At 44.0% G+C, this 17,030-nt stretch carries 13 protein-coding genes; 11 read left to right on the forward strand and 2 right to left on the reverse strand.

The window, feature by feature from the left end; translation table 11 throughout:
* Window positions 1–156: 156 nt before the first annotated feature.
* The 6 genes from cpeB (at window position 157) to QUA33_RS03415 (ending at window position 4,839) form a co-directional block, all read left to right on the forward strand.
* Window positions 157–711: a C-phycoerythrin subunit beta gene (gene cpeB, locus QUA33_RS03390; protein ID WP_333067110.1), complete on the forward strand. Its 555-nt coding sequence runs from the start codon at window positions 157–159 to the stop codon at window positions 709–711.
* 79 nt (window positions 712–790) lie between these two features.
* Window positions 791–1,285, forward strand: a complete 495-nt coding sequence (locus QUA33_RS03395; protein ID WP_333067109.1) for a bleomycin hydrolase — start codon at window positions 791–793, stop codon at window positions 1,283–1,285.
* A gap of 172 nt (window positions 1,286–1,457) precedes the next feature.
* Window positions 1,458–2,744 carry a HEAT repeat domain-containing protein gene (locus tag QUA33_RS03400; RefSeq protein ID WP_333146473.1) on the forward strand — a complete coding sequence of 429 codons (1,287 nt, stop codon included), beginning with the start codon at window positions 1,458–1,460 and terminating at the stop codon, window positions 2,742–2,744.
* Window positions 2,745–2,865: 121 nt separating this feature from the next.
* Entirely contained in the window at window positions 2,866–3,480 is a 615-nt protein-coding gene (locus tag QUA33_RS03405; RefSeq protein WP_333146475.1) for a HEAT repeat domain-containing protein, read from the forward strand.
* 222 nt (window positions 3,481–3,702) lie between these two features.
* A complete protein-coding gene (locus tag QUA33_RS03410) occupies window positions 3,703–4,182 on the forward strand; it encodes a GNAT family N-acetyltransferase (protein ID WP_333146477.1) in 480 nt (159 codons plus the stop codon).
* 174 nt (window positions 4,183–4,356) lie between these two features.
* The gene (locus tag QUA33_RS03415; RefSeq protein WP_333146479.1) at window positions 4,357–4,839 is read left to right on the forward strand and encodes a quercetin 2,3-dioxygenase; all 483 of its coding nucleotides are present in this window, start codon (window positions 4,357–4,359) and stop codon (window positions 4,837–4,839) included.
* A 211-nt stretch (window positions 4,840–5,050) separates the two neighbouring features.
* On the opposite strand, the gene QUA33_RS03420 is transcribed toward QUA33_RS03415, so the two are convergent.
* Window positions 5,051–10,741: an AAA family ATPase gene (locus tag QUA33_RS03420; RefSeq protein WP_333146481.1), complete on the reverse strand. Its 5,691-nt coding sequence runs from the start codon at window positions 10,739–10,741 to the stop codon at window positions 5,051–5,053.
* 887 nt (window positions 10,742–11,628) lie between these two features.
* On the opposite strand from QUA33_RS03420, the gene QUA33_RS03425 reads away from it, so the two are divergent.
* The 3 genes from QUA33_RS03425 (at window position 11,629) to QUA33_RS03435 (ending at window position 14,106) form a co-directional block, all read left to right on the forward strand.
* Window positions 11,629–11,799, forward strand: a complete 171-nt coding sequence (locus QUA33_RS03425) for a hypothetical protein (RefSeq protein WP_333146482.1) — start codon at window positions 11,629–11,631, stop codon at window positions 11,797–11,799.
* A 649-nt stretch (window positions 11,800–12,448) separates the two neighbouring features.
* Complete coding sequence (locus QUA33_RS03430) at window positions 12,449–12,772, forward strand: hypothetical protein (protein ID WP_333146484.1); 324 nt, start codon at window positions 12,449–12,451, stop codon at window positions 12,770–12,772.
* A 260-nt stretch (window positions 12,773–13,032) separates the two neighbouring features.
* Window positions 13,033–14,106, forward strand: a complete 1,074-nt coding sequence (locus QUA33_RS03435) for a M14 family metallopeptidase (RefSeq protein ID WP_333146486.1) — start codon at window positions 13,033–13,035, stop codon at window positions 14,104–14,106.
* Between the two features lie 107 nt (window positions 14,107–14,213).
* On the opposite strand, the gene QUA33_RS03440 is transcribed toward QUA33_RS03435, so the two are convergent.
* Window positions 14,214–14,966: a LuxR C-terminal-related transcriptional regulator gene (locus QUA33_RS03440; RefSeq protein ID WP_333146488.1), complete on the reverse strand. Its 753-nt coding sequence runs from the start codon at window positions 14,964–14,966 to the stop codon at window positions 14,214–14,216.
* A gap of 178 nt (window positions 14,967–15,144) precedes the next feature.
* Here QUA33_RS03440 and QUA33_RS03445 point away from each other — a divergent pair, with 178 nt between their 5' ends.
* Window positions 15,145–15,573: a DUF6220 domain-containing protein gene (locus tag QUA33_RS03445; RefSeq protein ID WP_333146490.1), complete on the forward strand. Its 429-nt coding sequence runs from the start codon at window positions 15,145–15,147 to the stop codon at window positions 15,571–15,573.
* Window positions 15,574–15,582: 9 nt separating this feature from the next.
* Window positions 15,583–16,017, forward strand: coding sequence for an MAPEG family protein (locus tag QUA33_RS03450; protein ID WP_333146492.1), 435 nt, complete (start codon window positions 15,583–15,585; stop codon window positions 16,015–16,017).
* Window positions 16,018–17,030 lie beyond the last annotated feature (1,013 nt).

The following is a 17,030-nucleotide window of genomic DNA, read 5'->3' on the forward strand; positions in this document are numbered from 1 at the left end:
AAAAGTGCTTTTAGCGACAAAAGTAACAAATTGTTACTTTGTTTCTCAGGAATGAGACAGAGGCAACACCCCAGAGATATATTCAAAACCATTAAGTTCGTCACCAAGTTGACCAACTGAGATCAGAAATAATTTTTCTAAGTTAAGGAGAACTCAATGCTTGACGCTTTTTCAAGAGCTGTAGTTGCAGCCGATGCCAGCACCTCCACCGTCGGTGATATTAGTGCCCTGAGAGCTTTCGTTGCCAACGGCAACCGACGCTTGGATGCTGTAAACGCGATCGCCAGCAATGCTAGCTGCATGGTTTCTGATGCTGTTGCCGGTATGATCTGCGAAAACCAAGGCTTGATTCAAGCTGGTGGTAACTGCTATCCTAACCGCCGCATGGCTGCTTGCTTGCGCGATGCAGAAATCATTTTGCGCTATGTAACCTACGCTTTGTTGGCTGGTGATGCTTCTGTTCTTGATGACCGTTGCTTGAATGGTTTGAAAGAAACCTACGCAGCTTTGGGCGTGCCCACCACCTCCACCGTGCGTGCCGTTCAAATCATGAAGGCTCAAGCCGCTGCTCACATCCAAGACAATCCTAGCGAAAAATTTGCTGGTGCTAAGCTCCGCAAAATGGGCAGTCCTGTAGTAGAAGATCGTTGTGCTAGCCTCGTTGCTGAAGCTTCCAGCTACTTCGATCGCATCATTTCTGCACTGAGCTAGTCCATTGCTAATCGCAATTGGCTCAGCAAAATTGAAACTACGCTCACTGTCATCAAAATCACTTTAGGAGTTTTAGGAAATGAAATCAGTTCTCACCACAGCTATTGCCTCTGCTGATGCAGCAGGCCGCTTCCCTAGCACCTCAGATTTAGAATCAGTTCAAGGTTCTATTCAACGCTCTGCTGCTCGTTTAGAAGCTGCAGAAAAACTAGGCAACAACCTCGACGCAGTTGCTAAAGAAGCTTATGATGCTTGCATCAAAAAGTATCCTTACTTGAACGAATCCGGTCAAGCTAACTCCACCGATACTTTCAAAGCAAAATGCCATCGTGACATCAAGCACTACCTGCGCTTGGTCCAATACTGCTTAGTTGTTGGCGGCACAGGCCCTCTGGACGAATGGGGTATTGCTGGTCAACGCGAAGTTTATCGTGCTTTGGGCTTGCCGACTGCTCCTTACGTTGAAGCATTAAGCTTTGCTCGCAATCGCGGTTGCGCTCCTCGCGATATGTCCGCTCAAGCTTTGACCGAGTACAATGCTCTCCTCGACTACGCGATCAACTCCCTGTCCTAATTAATTGGCAGGTTTGTAATGTCGCAAGTGGGTAGTTGATACCCCGACAAGTCTAGGAACTCTTGGCTCATTGCTTTACCAATTTTGGTGAGGTAAGGGTAAAGAATTCCTAGGCTTGTTATTGTATTTTAATAGGCATATCATATTATAGTTATTGCAGACTGCTAATTTTATGGATAAACGCTTTTTTAGTTTTTTTAATTTAACGGAAGACCAGGCGATCGCACTTTTAGATACGCCCCAAGCCCAAATCGGCGAAGAGGATTCCCGCTACATAGCTGCTTCCCACTTGATCAATTTCTCAACAGATCGATCTATCGCAGCACTGATGCGAGCAGTACAACAAACCGATCCGGTGCTCGAAAACCGGATTGTGCGCCGCAAATCGGTGGAAACATTAGGAAGACTGCAAGCTGTGCAAGCATTGCCGGTGATTCGCACCTGTCTGGCCGATGATGACTGCTACACGGTGGAAAATGCAGTTTGGGCGATCGGCGAAATTGGCACTCAAGATCCGGATATTTTAGCAGAAGTTGCTCAATTGCTGGACAAACCGGGACAAACCTACCGGGTAATTATCCACACCCTAACTAAATTAGATTATCAGCCAGCCGTAGCCAGAATTCGCAGGTTTGTCGATGATACTGACCCGCCGACTGCTAGTGCTGCGATCGCCGCAATTTGTCGCTTAACCAGAGACTTTTCTGAAATGGGAAAAGTTGTCGCGATGTTGCAACACAAAAATGTCCTTGGGCGCAGATTATCTATTCAGGATTTGATAGATGCGCGTTACTACCATGCAATTCCAAATATTGCTAGATGTCCGGTATCTTTAGTCTTTAGGCTCAGAGGAATTAGGATGTTAGCAGAAGCAGGAATTGCCGACAAATCCCTGACATTTGCTACCATTAAACCCCATTTGGAACAAACCTTAAGAGACTATCCAGGGGATTTAGATTTAGTGCACAGTTACGAAAAATTACCAGACTTACCGTTTTTGATTCGCCAATTATACGAAACAGATTTTGGACGTTGCTATTTAGCAGCTAAAACGATACTTGAAAATTACTCAGAGGATGCACCAGCCGCCCTGTTTGCGACCTTTGCTGAAGAAGCAAATAATGACTATGGAGCGCATTTTCATGTGGTCAAATTGTTTGGTTGGTTAAAACATTCTCCAGCCTACGATTTGTTATTGGAAGCTTTGCATCACTCCCAACCCCAGTTTCAGAAATCCCGTGCAGCGGCGGCGATCGCCCTGGGGGAACTGGGAGAACAGCGTGCTATTCCAGAATTGAAAGCCTGTCTGGAAACTAAAATCTGGGATTTGAAGTATGCTGCATTAATGGCACTAGAAAAACTTGGTGATGTCAGCGGTTATGAAATTGCTGCTGCCGACCAAGATTGGTTAGTTCGAGCTAAAGTAGATGCTCATACTTCTGTAACATCCGAATTATAGCTGTAGGGACACGGCAGTGGCGTGTCCGGTATCTGTAGGGACACGGCACTGCCGTGTCCCTACCTGAGAAATGTAATATCTTAATTAAGCTTAAATTACAACACCTAAAACCACCAAAACCATGACAACAGATGCTTTGTTTGAACAACTAAAACACCCGAATCCTCATCTGCGCGATCGGGCAATGTTTGAAATTGCCGATTCCCGCGATGAAAATACAATTTCTCGACTGGTGGGCATTTTAGATGAAGAAGATGTCACCTATCGTCGGGCGGCGGTAAAAGCCTTGGGCGTGATTGGTGAAGATGCCGTACCATCGGTGGTTGAGGCATTGTTAAACAGTGATAATGTGACTGTGCGAGGGAGTGCGGCGAAGGTATTGGCACAAATTGCGATTAATTATCCAGATTTGCCGTTTCCTGAAGCGGGCTTGCAGGGATTAAAAAAGGCGATCGACGATCCGAATCCTGTGGTTAATATTGCTTCTGTGATGGCCTTGGGGCAGATGGGTTCCTCTGCTTTTGAGATTTTGGTGGAGTCGCTGAATACAACGGATAATGTGGCGGTACAAGTGGCGATCGTGAATGCTCTTGCTTCTGTGGGCGATCGACGTTGTGTAGAAGTTCTGACCACATTTGCGAATGATGAATCGGTGGATTCTTATGTGCGGGAATCAGCGACAAGTTCTTTATCCCGGTTGGATTTGGTGATGAATTATAAGCGTCCAGATAGTTAGATTTATTGACATTTTTAGCACCACTATTGAGCGCACACAGCACTTGCAGCCGACTAAGCTACGATCGAACTTTGGGCTTTGCTGATTCTGGCGTATGAATCAACTTTTCGCTTGAAGTTACAAAACTCACCCTCAAGCGGGCTTATAGCTATTGGGAAATCTTGAATTCATACCTCTATTAAGCAACGCCAGCTTTCAGAGTTAACTGGAGTTCATGTGGGAATGCAAATTGAACCCTACAACCCTTGCCACCTTGATGCTGTTATTCGTCTTTCGCTTCGGGCCTGGACTCCGGTCTTTGATTCGATTCAGAAGGCGATGAACGCTGATGTGTACCAGGCATTCTATCCGAATCATTGGCGTGTGAGCCAGCAAAAAGCTGTGGAGGATGTCTGTGCTGCGGAAGACACAAATGTATGGGTTGCGATCGATGCCGCTTCTACTGTGGGCTTTGTAGCCGTGAAACTACACTCAGAGGACAGCATGGGTGAAATCTACATGGTTGCTGTCGATCCAGACTTTCAAGGCCGCGGCATTGGTAGTGCTTTGATAGAATTCGCTCTCGGTTGGATGAAAGATGCGGGGATGTCTATTGCTATGGTTGAGACAGGGGGCGATCCTGGCCATGAAAGAGCCCGTTACACCTATGAAAAGGTGGGCTTCGAGCTATTTCCAGTCGCCAGATACTTCAAGAAACTCTAAGTGCAGATGTGTTGATGAAAGCTCGCGCATTGTATACTTCAACTTAATGCGATCGCCCGTTCTTATGAGTGAAGTGGTAATTCAAATAGCCCCAAAGCTAGGCGGTAATTCCACTAAATTCAAATCGAAAACTCTACTTGTACACCGCTCGTATAGCAGAAACGAGGAGCTCAGATGACTCTAAACCAACAAGGAATAGTCATGATGCCTCACGAAGGCGATGTTTTGACAGTTGCCGGTGATGCTGTCACGTTCAAGGCATTGGGGCAGAACACTCAGGGGCAATATGCGCTGATTGAGATTTTATGTAATCCTGATGTCGGTACGCCTCCCCATATTCATAGCCGTGAAGATGAAGCGTTTTACGTTCTTGAGGGTGAAGTCGAGTTTCGCTTAGATGACCAAACTATTTTGGCAACACCCGGTACGTTCTTACATTCTCCCAGGGGACAAAAACACAGTTTAAAAAATACTGGAACGGCGCGAGCGCGAATGTTGTGTTGGATAACACCTGCTGGTTTGGAGATGTTTTTTGCTGAAGTTGGGAGACCTGTAGCCGATCCGCTCAATCCACCTGTGCCCGATCGAGCCGCGATCGATAAACTGCTAGCGACTGCACCCAAATATGGACTCACAATCTTACCCCCTGAAGCGTAAGTCCTTATAAGCTACAGGTTGTAATCAAATAAAGGCTAATCGTTGGAGATTCTAATTGGAACTGAAGAGAGATTGCGGGTACGACCAATCCTTGGACGGTGAAGTGTGAGTGCTAGATTCCCCGGTTGAAATCTAATGCAAGCGATCGCATTCTATACCTCCAACTTAGTCCTGTAGAGAGACGAATGGAAATACCAATAACAACAACTCATCAGGTTTGGCTTTGCAAAGCCAATTTTTGATAAGCCTGTCGAATAGGAATCTGAATGATGAACTCTGCCCCCTCACCGGGACGAGAAACACACTTCAACTGTCCGCTGTGTTTTTCTACCACAATCTGGTAGCTGATTGACAGCCCCAGACCCGTGCCCTTCCCTACGGGTTTCGTAGTGAAGAACGGGTCGAACAACCGCCGATTCACTTCCTCTGTCATACCGGGGCCATTGTCGCAAATGCGAATCACAACAAATTGGGGACTTTTCCGGGTCGGGGCGAGGTTGTGGGAATTCACCTCAACCGAAGAAATTGTAGAGCTTTCGGCAAGGGGGGGATGGGAAATCGGGGATTTTTCTTCTTCCCCATACCCCACTGAGGTGCGAATTGCGATCGTGCGCGGCCCCCTTTGGTCATTGAGAGTGTCAATCGCATTCGCCAGTAAATTTACAAACACCTGGTTCAGTTGGCCGGCATAGCACTCCACCAGCGGCAGCGGGCCGTACTCTTTAATTATTTGAATAGCAGGCTGGTCTAATTTAGCTTGCAGTCGGTGCTGCAAAATCAGTAGGCTGTTATCGATGCCCTCATGGATATCGACCTCTTTCATTTCCGCTTCATCCAGTCGCGAGAAGTTTCGCAGGGAGAGGACTATTTCGCGAATTCGGTCTGCCCCCACCTTCATCGAATCCAGCACTTTGGGTAAGTCTTCCATCAAGAAATCTAATTCGATTGCCTCAATATCCTCAACAATCGCTGCTGTAGGATAGGGGTATTGTTCTTGATAGAGTTTCACCAGTCCTAGTATGTCTTCACTGTATGTCCTAACGTGACTCAGGTTGCCATATATGAAGTTAATCGGGTTATTAATTTCGTGGGCCACCCCGGCCACCATCTGTCCGAGGGAGGACATTTTCTCCGTCTGAATTAACTGGGTCTGGGTGCGCTTGAGTTCTTGGAAAGAAAGCTCTAATTGTTCGGCTTGTTTTTTTAATTGCGCTTCTGATATTCGCAGAGCTTGCTCTATCTGCACGCGATCGCGAATTTCCTGGCTCAGTAGCAGATTTTTTTCCTTTAATTCCTGCGTCCTCTCTTCCACTTTATGTTCTAAAGTCCGGCTGTAATCTTCTAATTGCTCATTGGCTTGTTTCAGGTTGTCAGTCGCCTCAGACAAATTGGCATAGAGTCGGGCATTTTCCAGGGAAATCGCCGCTTGAGAACAGAGCACGGTTAAAACTTCCAGGCGATCGGGAGTAAACGCACTCCTTGTCAGATTATTTTCCAAGTAAAGCAGACCAATGAGCTTTCCTTTATAAACGACTGGCATACATAAAATCGACTTCGGTTGGGCATTGACGATATAGCTATCCATGGTAAAAAGTCCCTCCCGACTGGCATCATTTAAGACCACATTTTGCTGAGTTCTAGCCACATAATTGAGAATAGAAAATGGCAATTTCTGAGTAGTTTCTATCGGGGTGGATTGCAGCACTAGGACCTCATCATTATCTATGCTTGCCGTGCCTTCTACCACCAGTTGACCATCTTTTTCTAAAATTAAGTAGCTTTTTTCAGCCCCAGCATTCTCCATCGCAATTTTCAATAACTTAGAAAGCAGACTTTCCAGAACAATTTCGCCAGAAATAGCTTGAGAAGATTTCATCACAGAGGTGAAATCCAGTGCTGCAAAACTCCCCGTAGTCGTCGAGCTGGTCGTCCGCGATACGTCGAAGCTGGGGGCTTCTTTAGTCAGTATTCGCGAGAAAAATTCAGGATATTCTTCTAATAAATCCTGCACTTTTGCCTTCGCTCCCCAGCGAACATAGCCATAGTAAGCATCCGTCAAATAAATCTCCGCTATCTTCTCCCGGCCGCGAGAGAAATAAAACTCGGCAGCGCGTTCATTAGCTAGGGCTTCTTCCTGAATGTATCCCTGTTCTCTGGCTCCTTGAATGCTAGCGTCATAATACTCCATCGCTTTGCCAATTTTTCCTAAGACTCGTGCTTTTTCTGCCTCCACTAACTCGTACTTGTGTTGATAATTCATCGGCCCATGTACAGCCCATTCCTGCATTTTTTCCTGATTTTTCGCCACTTGCTTCAAAAATTCTTCTTGTTCGCTGCTGGGAACTTCTGAATATTGAGCTAGCAGAGCCATAGAATAATAGAAATTGTGTTCGACACTACTCATCAGCCCAGGTACACCTTCTTTGTATTTTTCTGATTCGCGGGCGCTTTTCACTGACTGAGCGTAATCTTTCAACAAGTAAAATCGAATTAATTTTGTCAGGTGAGCAACAAAAATAAACATATGTTTATTGTCGGCAATTGACTGTTGCAGGATTTCTTCTTCATTCAAAACTTCGCCTTTTATCATATATTCTTCTTCAGGGGCGGCGAGTAATTGTAATACCATTACTCTCCATGTTTTTAAATAACGAATATGGGAATCTTGTTTAAGATTGAGAAGTAAATTAAGGTATTGCGCCTGCTTCTGAGCCACAAACTCCAGCGGTTGGCCTGTAAAAAGTATATGATCGCAATAGTAGATAGAATTATAACCAACATATTCTAAATCTCCTGTTTCCAAACCGCTTTTAATGCCCTCAAGCAATGGTGCTAAGGTTTCTTTCCCATGCTCTTTCCAGTGTCTAATATGAGCATTAAAAACTACATAGACGTGAGATTTGATTTCCTTGGCATCAAATCGAGCCAACAAATTTAAAGCTAGCTGTCCAAATCGATATCCTACCTCAATTTCACCCAGAGGCCCGCACAAAAATAAGCCATAAATCCCATAGCCGGAAGCAGCTTGGGGTGAATTACCATATTGAATACAAAGATGAATCATTGTAAATGGGAATTCGGGAAATAAGGCAGGAGTCACATGATGAGCAAGAGGGGCGGATTTCCATAATATCCCCATAGCAACCCGCTTATTGAGATCCGTCATTTCTGGCAGATGAGCTAATGCCTCAGTATTCATCTCTTGTGGAGGCTCTGGACAAAGGGAGACACCCAGCATACCCAGAACTTGCAGCCCGATATCTAACGCGACTTGCATCTGGTTTTGCAAGGAATAAAACTGCATTTGGATTTCATAAACTTTGACTTTTTCGAGCAGAGTTTTCGCGTGCTTGAGAGCCTCCTCAGACAGCATTTTTGCTTGCTCGAAGTTAATATTTAGAAATTCCACCGCCGCCGCTTCTGCATACAGAGAAAACGTCAGGTCATACTGAGTTTCCCAGCTATCTTCTCTGAGGAGTTTTAGCCCGACCCGTAGTTGTCTGGCGGAAGTTTCATAAGCTGTTGCTGCCTTAGCTTTTTTGCCTGCTATCAAATTTAATCGGGCTAGACGATCTTTTTTTGCCTGATTGGTGATGAAGTCAGCCCCAACATTTAACTGATTGACAATCTCAAAGATATTTTCTTCAATCTCCTCTGCTGGAGTATGCTCTAGTAGCAGTTCACCAATTTTAAAGTGGGTTTGTTGTTTCTGAGATTCCGGAATAAGAGAATACGCCGCTTGCTGCACGCGGTCATGGAGAAATTTGTAAGCGATAGGCGCGTTATGGCTGTAAGGCCAAGGGGCAGGTGAGGATGATAGCAGAGGAGAATCTAAAGCTATTCTCTCCTTTACTTCCCTGCTCATTTCATCGGAGGTAAAAACGAGAGGGATTTTGTAGGCTTCGCTCAGGGGCAAAACCAAGCCAGCCTGAAGTGCTTCCCACAAATCAGTTGCCGTTTCCGACTGAGATTTTTCCTTGACAATAGCCAGAACGTCTAAATTAAATTTGTCTCCTATACAGGCTGCTAATTTTAAGACATCCTGTGTCTCCTCCGGTAGTTTTTGAATATTTCGGGCAATCAGTTCGACGACATTATAATCCGTGATGCCTACCGCTTGAATTTGGTTCAATGACCAATGCCAGCACCCAGCACTGAAATCAAAGGTCAATAGCTTTTCTTGATGCAGAGTAGCGAACATCTGAGTCAAGAAGAAAGGATTGCCCTGGGTTTTATTGAAAAGTAGCTCGGCCAATTCAGAAACCCGGTTTCTAGGAACAGAAGACTCATTCAGGGTATCGGCTACCAGCAAGCTGACGTTGCCAATATCCAAAGGATGGAGAGTGATATTATTTACAACCGCCCCATTTTTTTGAATCTCATCCAACGTCAGCATCAACGGATGCGTCGGACTTACTTCGTTATCTCGATAGGCTCCCATCAGCAGTAAATATTGGCTGTCCGGGTCACAAATAAGCAGATGAATCAACTTGAGCGATGCCGAATCTGCCCACTGTAAGTCATCCAAAAAGACGACGAGCGGGTGTGAGGGTTTAGTAAATATATGAATGAATTCTTTAAACACGCGATTAAAGCGATTCTCGGATTCAGATGACCCCAATTGCGGAACCGCTCCTTGAGGCCCGACAATCAGTTCGACTTCGGGAATGACATCTACTATGACTTGGCCATTTGAGCCTAAAGCTTCTAAAAGTTGCTGTTTCCAAATCGCTAGTTTTTCCGAACTTTCTGTTAACAGATGCCGCATCAAGCCGGCGAAAGCTTGAATCAAAGAAGCATAAGGAATATTTCGCTTTAATTGGTCAAATTTACCAGATATAAAATAGCCGCGCTGCCGGAGAATGGGTTTTTGAACTTCATTCACTAAGGAAGATTTGCCAATTCCTGAGTAGCCGCTCACTAGCATCATTTCGCTGTTTCCGCCGGAGACTCGCTCAAAGGCTTCCATCAAAGTGGCTACTTCTTGCTCGCGGCCATAGAGTTTTTGCGGGATAAGAAATTGCCCAAATTTATCCCTCTTACCGATTGAGAATTTGCCAATTTTCCCATGGGTTTGCAGTTGATGACGGCACATTTCTAGGTCAGCTTTTAGCCCCAGGGCGCTTTGGTATCTGTCTTCAGCGGTTTTGGCTAATAATTTCATTACGATGTCAGAAATCGCTTGGGGAATCTCAGCGATATGCTCATGGGGTGGCACTGGTCTTTTAGCGATATGGCAGTGAATTAATTCCAGGGGGTCGCTGGCTTGATGCGGCAGCTTTCCAGTCAGAATTTCATAAAAAGTGACACCTAATGAGTAAAAGTCGGTGCGGTAGTCAATTGAGCGATTCATCCGCCCGGTTTGCTCTGGGGACATATAGGCAAGGGTGCCTTCTAGCAAGTTGGGATTGCTGAGGATCTGGTTTTCTCGCTCTAGGTAAGTGGAAATGCTAAAATCTATGATTTTAATTTTATCTGTTTTGGAGTTGATAATGATATTCTGGGGTTTAATATCTTTATGGATAATCTTATTTTCATGCAGTTGAGCTAGGGTCTCGGCTAAATGAATTGCCAGACTTAGAAATTCGCTTATTTCAAGGTGTTTAGCTACCATTAGGTTTTTCAGAGATTTTCCCCCAAAATCTTCTAATATTAGCGCCAGACCGTTATTATGCTTTTCCAAAGAGTGAGCTTTGACAATCCCTGCCATGTCCAGAGTTGCGAGGATTTTATATTCATGCCTCAACCGCGCGATTTCTTCTATTGTGGGATACTCGGCTTTAAGGGTTTTTACTATAACCGGAGTTAGCTCGGACTCCCTAACGCCGCGATAAATAACTGTATTGACCCCTTCATGAAGGGGCAACGATAAGAGTTTGTAACCGGGCAGCGTGGTTTTCATATTCGTTTTTTCGATTAGTTCGATTATTCGGATGTGGAATTGATGGATGGGAATATGAGACAGCGATGTTGGAGGGTCTGTTGGGAAAATTCAAACGAGCAGGGAATGAGCTTGTTAGCAAATGCCAATATTTTCTCCGCTCATTAAATACTAATGTGCATCACGATCTAATGTTTAATTATAATTATAATACCTCTGCTGGAGTTGGAGAAGCAAGAATTGGGGCTTGGACAAGCACATCCAGATACATTATGCGATCGCACTACCTAAAGCATTTGTTTAAAGTTCTCTGGACGTACTCGGCACAGAGGCTTCAAGTTTTTTGAGACTTTAGGTTTTTTACATCCCAGTAGCTGATTATGTGTCTGAGCCTGAATTATTCTAACTTAGGATTATATATCGTACTACAACATATTTGCAGCAATTCGACCGGGTGCGATCGTTGATTTTAACAGTGTACAGCTCGCGATCGCCTTGCGTACTTTTTTAATAGGTCTATTGTAAGAGTGTGCTAGCCAGAACTTAGTTACTTGAGCGTCCGATCATCGCTAAGTTGAACACCTAGTCTGTAAGCGAGCAAGATGCAATTATGAAATAAGTTAAAGGCGATCCCAGATCGGAACCAGCAAATACTCGTTCTCCCGACGCTGCTGCCAAACTTGCAGCGCCACTGACTATGTATCACGCAGATAAAACCTAACAACTCGCTCCAGAAACATGGTGAATTCTCGTAATACAGGTTACTTCCGTACCAGTATCAAAAATTACCAAAAATGGAATGTATGTATATAATCCTTGTGAGTCGTGCAGAAGTCCCGCGTCGTGCGAAACATTTGTATGAAAGCAGCCTCCACCCCTAAATTGACTTAGAAGAAAATGTTGGCAAGATGGTCATCATTGATAAAAAAACAGGCGACTATAAAGTTGATGAAAATGGTTTACACGCTGCGGATTATGTGATTGCGAAATATCCAAATGCTAGACTTTTGGAGAGCCGTATTGGATATACTAATATTGCTGGATCTCTAGCTGGTGTCATGGAGCGTCTATCTAAATGATTTTACGTAGAGTGGTTGATAGATGCTAAACTTAGTTTGATTCGATTTTGCTTGGAAGTCAAGCTGTTTAAGTTTAACTTAATCAGAACCTTCAGTCCGGTCGATCGGAAGAGCATGAGACTGGTTTATCTGTAGCCTATATTACCGATTTTTGAGAGAGCCAATTCTCCCGGATAACTTTAGATGAGCTACAAACAAACCTACATTAAGTGAGCGAAATGTTGTTGAGAAATGAGCATCCAGCCTTAAGCTGTCACGCATTTAAATTGTATATTCAGGGCGGGAGGGATGCCCAGACCCTAATCCCCACAAGACTTTAATTATTTTGAGAGACAATTTAAATGTCACCACAGATTAAATCGATTTTCTATTCAGTACGATCGCCCTTTTAGTCTTTACCCTTAATTCTTCTAGTTGCTAGAATAACAGCGAATACTAACCGGACTGCAACTCATACTAAAAACCATCGAAGGCATTTGCATTACTTGCCAAATTATCCTATAATGGTGCATCACGATCTTGATGATTGTTTCATTATTATAAGTAAGCTAATATGCGATCACTTGTCTTGACTCTAGCTCTCATATGTTTAGCTACCCCCGCTGTTGCCACAACCTGTGAGGAAAGCTTTCAAAAAAAGGGGGACTTTTTGAATGGTGCCGCCTTTTCTGCACGTGTTCAGGTTGAGGGGTTATCGATAGAGAGAGCATTTTCCCAATTACGACCAATTTTGGCCCGCGAGGGAATCAAGACTCTCAGCACGGATATGAACTTAGGTGTAATGAAAGCTGAAAATCCCGCCACAGCATTTCAACGTGCTTTGCCAATTGATGTATTTGCCTCAATGGACGGCAATCTATTAAATGTTGAGATGATCTTTACCCTTCCCAGTGGGGTGGGTGCAAGTAAAGACACGGTGAAGCGATACTTGTGTGGTGCACTAAATCAATTGCTGCCCCAAACTACAAAATAATATTTAATCATTCATTTGATGAATGGTAGTCTCCCACACTCGATCGCAAAACCCAATACTTCAAAATTACCTGGGGGCGACCGCTCTTTAATTCGGTGCGATCGCTCTCTGAGTTTCTAGCCTTATTGTCCTATGGGTAGTGTGATATTGGTTTGGGCGATCGAAGTGTTAGACAGCAACTACAGTATAATTAATAGTTATAAGCTCTGAGTTATTTGTTGAAGCATAGTTGTAAGCTTACTGGTGGGCAATCAAGATTTATGAGCTATTCAGAAGCATTTTCACCCAACTACATTACGGCACGAGAGCGATTTCGAGCAGCATCTTCATCTGTCGGTTATCAGCACACTGCCTATCCAATCGATCGGGTTAGTCCAACTGGTGAAGAATTAACTATTGATGTGGCTATCGGTGGTTCTTCCAACCCACGACGATGTGTAGTCATTTCTAGTGGCTTGCATGGAGTAGAAGGCTTTCTGGGCTCTGCAATTCAACTTACCTTGTTAGAAAATCACCAACTTCTCAGATCGTTGTCACCTGATTTTAAGGTGATATTTATTCATGCTCTGAATCCTTATGGTTTTGCATGGCGACGACGTTGGAATGAAAACAACATAGACTTAAACCGTAACTTTTTATTATCTGAAGAATTTTTTGATGGCAGCCCAAAGCATTATCCTAAATTCAATTCCTTTCTAAATCCAACGTCGTCGCCATCACGCTTTGAACCTTATATTTTTCAAGCTCTTTGGCTAATTTTGAGATATGGAATGACGAGTTTGAAAAACACTTTTCCTGTAGGGCAATACGATTTTCCAAAGGGGCTGTTTTTTGGCGGTCATGCTCCATCCAAAACTCAAGAGATTCTAGCTAGCAATTTGCCCCAATGGATTGGTAATGCTTCTGAGGTAGTGCATATTGATTTCCACACAGGTTTAGGGCGCTGGGGAACTTATAAGCTTTTGTTTGACGGATCTGCAACATCAGAATCTTGTTCAAGACTAGCTCAACGATTTGGAGCAGAAACAATAGAACCGAACAATACAGAAGGTGTGTCATATCCAATTCGCGGTGGATTAAAAACTTGGTGCCAAGCTCTTCTACCAGAGTGTCGCTATGATTTACTAACTGCAGAATTTGGCACTTACTCAACGATTAAAGTATTGAAGGCATTGCGGGCGGAGAATCGCGCTTACTGGTGGGGTAAGTCAGACCAGAACTATGAATGGACAAAAAACCATTTGGTAGAAATGTTTGCACCCAGATCTCGCCAGTGGCGAGAACAATGCTTAACTCAAGGACTTGATGTTTGTAAACGAGCGTTGATCGACTGAAGGAGTGGCGACGATAAGCGATCGCAATACTCAATATATTAAAAATACCAGTAGAGCGATCGCCCTTCAATTCAATGCGATAGCTCTCAGGGTTTCTAGCGTTAAGTTTATTGGTGGGTGTTCTGCATCAAGTTGGATGGAGAGCTTTTTACACTTGGCAAATTATATTTTGTCGGTGAAAGCTGTGCAACCATTTCTGCACGAGACGAAACCTCAAGCTTACGGAACATTCGCTTCAAAGCTTGCTTCACTGAGTTCTCAGTAATCCAAAGTTCCCTCCCGATTCCTGCGTTGGTTCGCCCCAAAGCAACCAATTCGGCAATTTGCAATTCACGAGGCGTTAGGCGTGAGCTCTTGAAAGGTTGGTGTTGCGATGCCCTACCGGATAGCTTAGCTTCGCGCACTGTTGCAGCCCAAACAGACAAATGCAAACAGATGGCACTCAAATCCGCTAGATTTTGTGCATCAAAGGCGGGCATTGACCGATCGCGCGTACAACCCACTACACCCATTAATTGACCGCGACTGACAATCGGCCCCGCCATCACGTGCCAATGATCGGGGCGGGGACAAATTATTGTCCAAACCTTGGGTGATGATGTCACTAATGCTTCATGGACAGGAGCATGGCGCTCCACTAAATAACGTGCAACAGGATTATGTTCGATCGATAGCGCAACTTTTAATGTTTTCTGAAAATTGCTATCTGCTAAAGGAAGTCGATCGAAGAAAAAGATTCCAGATCGTTTAGCTGCAAAATACTCACCGATTTTGGGCACGATTTGCGATCGCAGCTCTTGTTCATCCTTCACCTGGTCGATCGCTTCAAATAAAAGCTGCAAGGGACTTTTCATCGTCATGGTGTCAACCGATTTTAGATTTTAGATTTTAGATTTTAGATTTTAGATTTGACCCCACGGATGAATCCGGGCGCTTGTAACCAAATTGCTTGATTGTCAAAAAGAGTACCCGATCGAGGTCTAGAAGCATTGCAATACTCGAATTATATTACCCTTGTAATCTCAAAAGCAACTTGACATGACAACAAGTTTGGAAACCGAGCCTGATCGCACTCCCACACGTGGGATACTCATCAGCTTTTATGTGACTTCAATCATCTTTAATGTCTGCTTGATTGCTCAGTTATTAACGGTTGGAGTTGCCTACTTCCATAATCCTGCATGGTGGAATATTCATGTTTGGCTAGTGCGAGGGTACAGTGGGCTGTCATTAGTATTACTGGGATGGTCGTTTCTCGCCCCATTCTCACGTAGAATACGACATCTCGCCGCCAGTTTGCCAGTGCTGCTTGGACTACAATTTGCCAGCATTCATCTCAAAAGTCCTCTTCACCTAGAGATACTTCATCCTCTAATTGGATTTACGTTACTCTATGTTTCTTCAAGCCTTGTACATCACATATCGCGCACTTTATCGTCCAGCAACTATCAAAACAATCAAATTTGAGAGGTATAAATGACGCAAGATGCAATTTTCAGTCCCTTCTTTGCCACAGTGTTTCTAACACTCATAGTCTGGGTGTATATGTACATCCGCCGTATCAGTTTTATCACCAGTATAAAGCTCGCCCCGAATGAACTTGCTGTACCGGGCGCACTGGCACAAATTTCGCCCCCCAGCGTATCCAATCCATCGGATAACTTAAAAAACCTCTTCGAGATTCCGGTACTTTTCTATGCGCTTGTCCTATATCTGTTCATCACAAAGCAGGTAGATACAGTGTATGTGAACGCCGCGTGGGTCTTCGTTGTGTTTCGCACATTGCATAGTGCTGTCCATTGCACATTCAATCTCATCATACTTCGGTTCTACCTCTACCTATTTGCCACGCTCGCGGTGTGGTTCATCGCGATCCGCGCAGCACTTATTTACTTTGGCACAATTAATTAACTTCGCTCAAATGAGGTAGAAGTTATCAACAGTCGCCGAACAATGAGCGTGCAGCGGAAAGCCGGCCCTGTTTCTGCGTGTATGTTTGGGGTCTTGCGGGGCGGTCTACCACTAAAGCAAGTCGTTAGGTCGCGATCGCAATACCCAATACTTTAAAATTACCAGTAGAGCGATCGCGCCGGAGCAAGTTTTGAAGCGATGCGCTAAAATCCTGTTCAGATAGCTATTATAGATTAATCATGAAGATTAAGGCGAAATATGTTTCTGGCAAAGGACTCGGCAAAATGTTTGAGCGACATGGTTGGTCGCTAAAAATAACCGCTTTGTCTCGTTAGAAGGCTCTTTGGCTATCCATCCCTAATTATTCAATCCACCGGGTTGTATTCATCAATACAATTGAAAAAATCAAAGCATTTTTAGAGCCATGAAAGGGTTGATTCAGTATCTTTACGAAATCAAATTAGATAAAGCTATTCTTTGGTGCTATCTCATTTGGTATATTATAGTAGTTTGTTTTCATTTTGATCCTGCGGTCAAGATATGGCTCAATTCTATTGGTATAAGTGCTGTAATCGGTACGGGTCTGATGCTAAGTGTTTCTTCTAGTAAAGGCAAAAGAGATCATTGGCAGGCATTCAGGTTATATCTCATGCCATTTTGTGTCTCCAGCTTCTCTGCCTTAATTAAAGATGAGGGATTTATCATATTTATATCACCAAATATCACCGAAACAATAGTGTCAGTATCATGCTGTGGTCTATTTTTATTACTTATTTTAGTGGTCAAAATATTCAAAAATAAAGTTATTTAGCGGAACTCCAAAATTGGTGAAAGCAGCAAAAATATGACATTTTAGGTTGAAATTCCCCGATCGCATTTAAGGGCGATCGAGCTTGTAGAGTTCTTACGCCCCCATGAAGCAATTGAATGGTTTATGGAAATTGCTTTCTTAGTTTCTAGCCCGATAGTCCTTTGAGTGCGATGCTTTTTGGTTGGGCGATCGCCAAGTTGTA

It is taken from the genome of Microcoleus sp. Pol14D4, from assembly GCF_036701245.1.
GTDB lineage: Bacteria > Cyanobacteriota > Cyanobacteriia > Cyanobacteriales > Microcoleaceae > Microcoleus.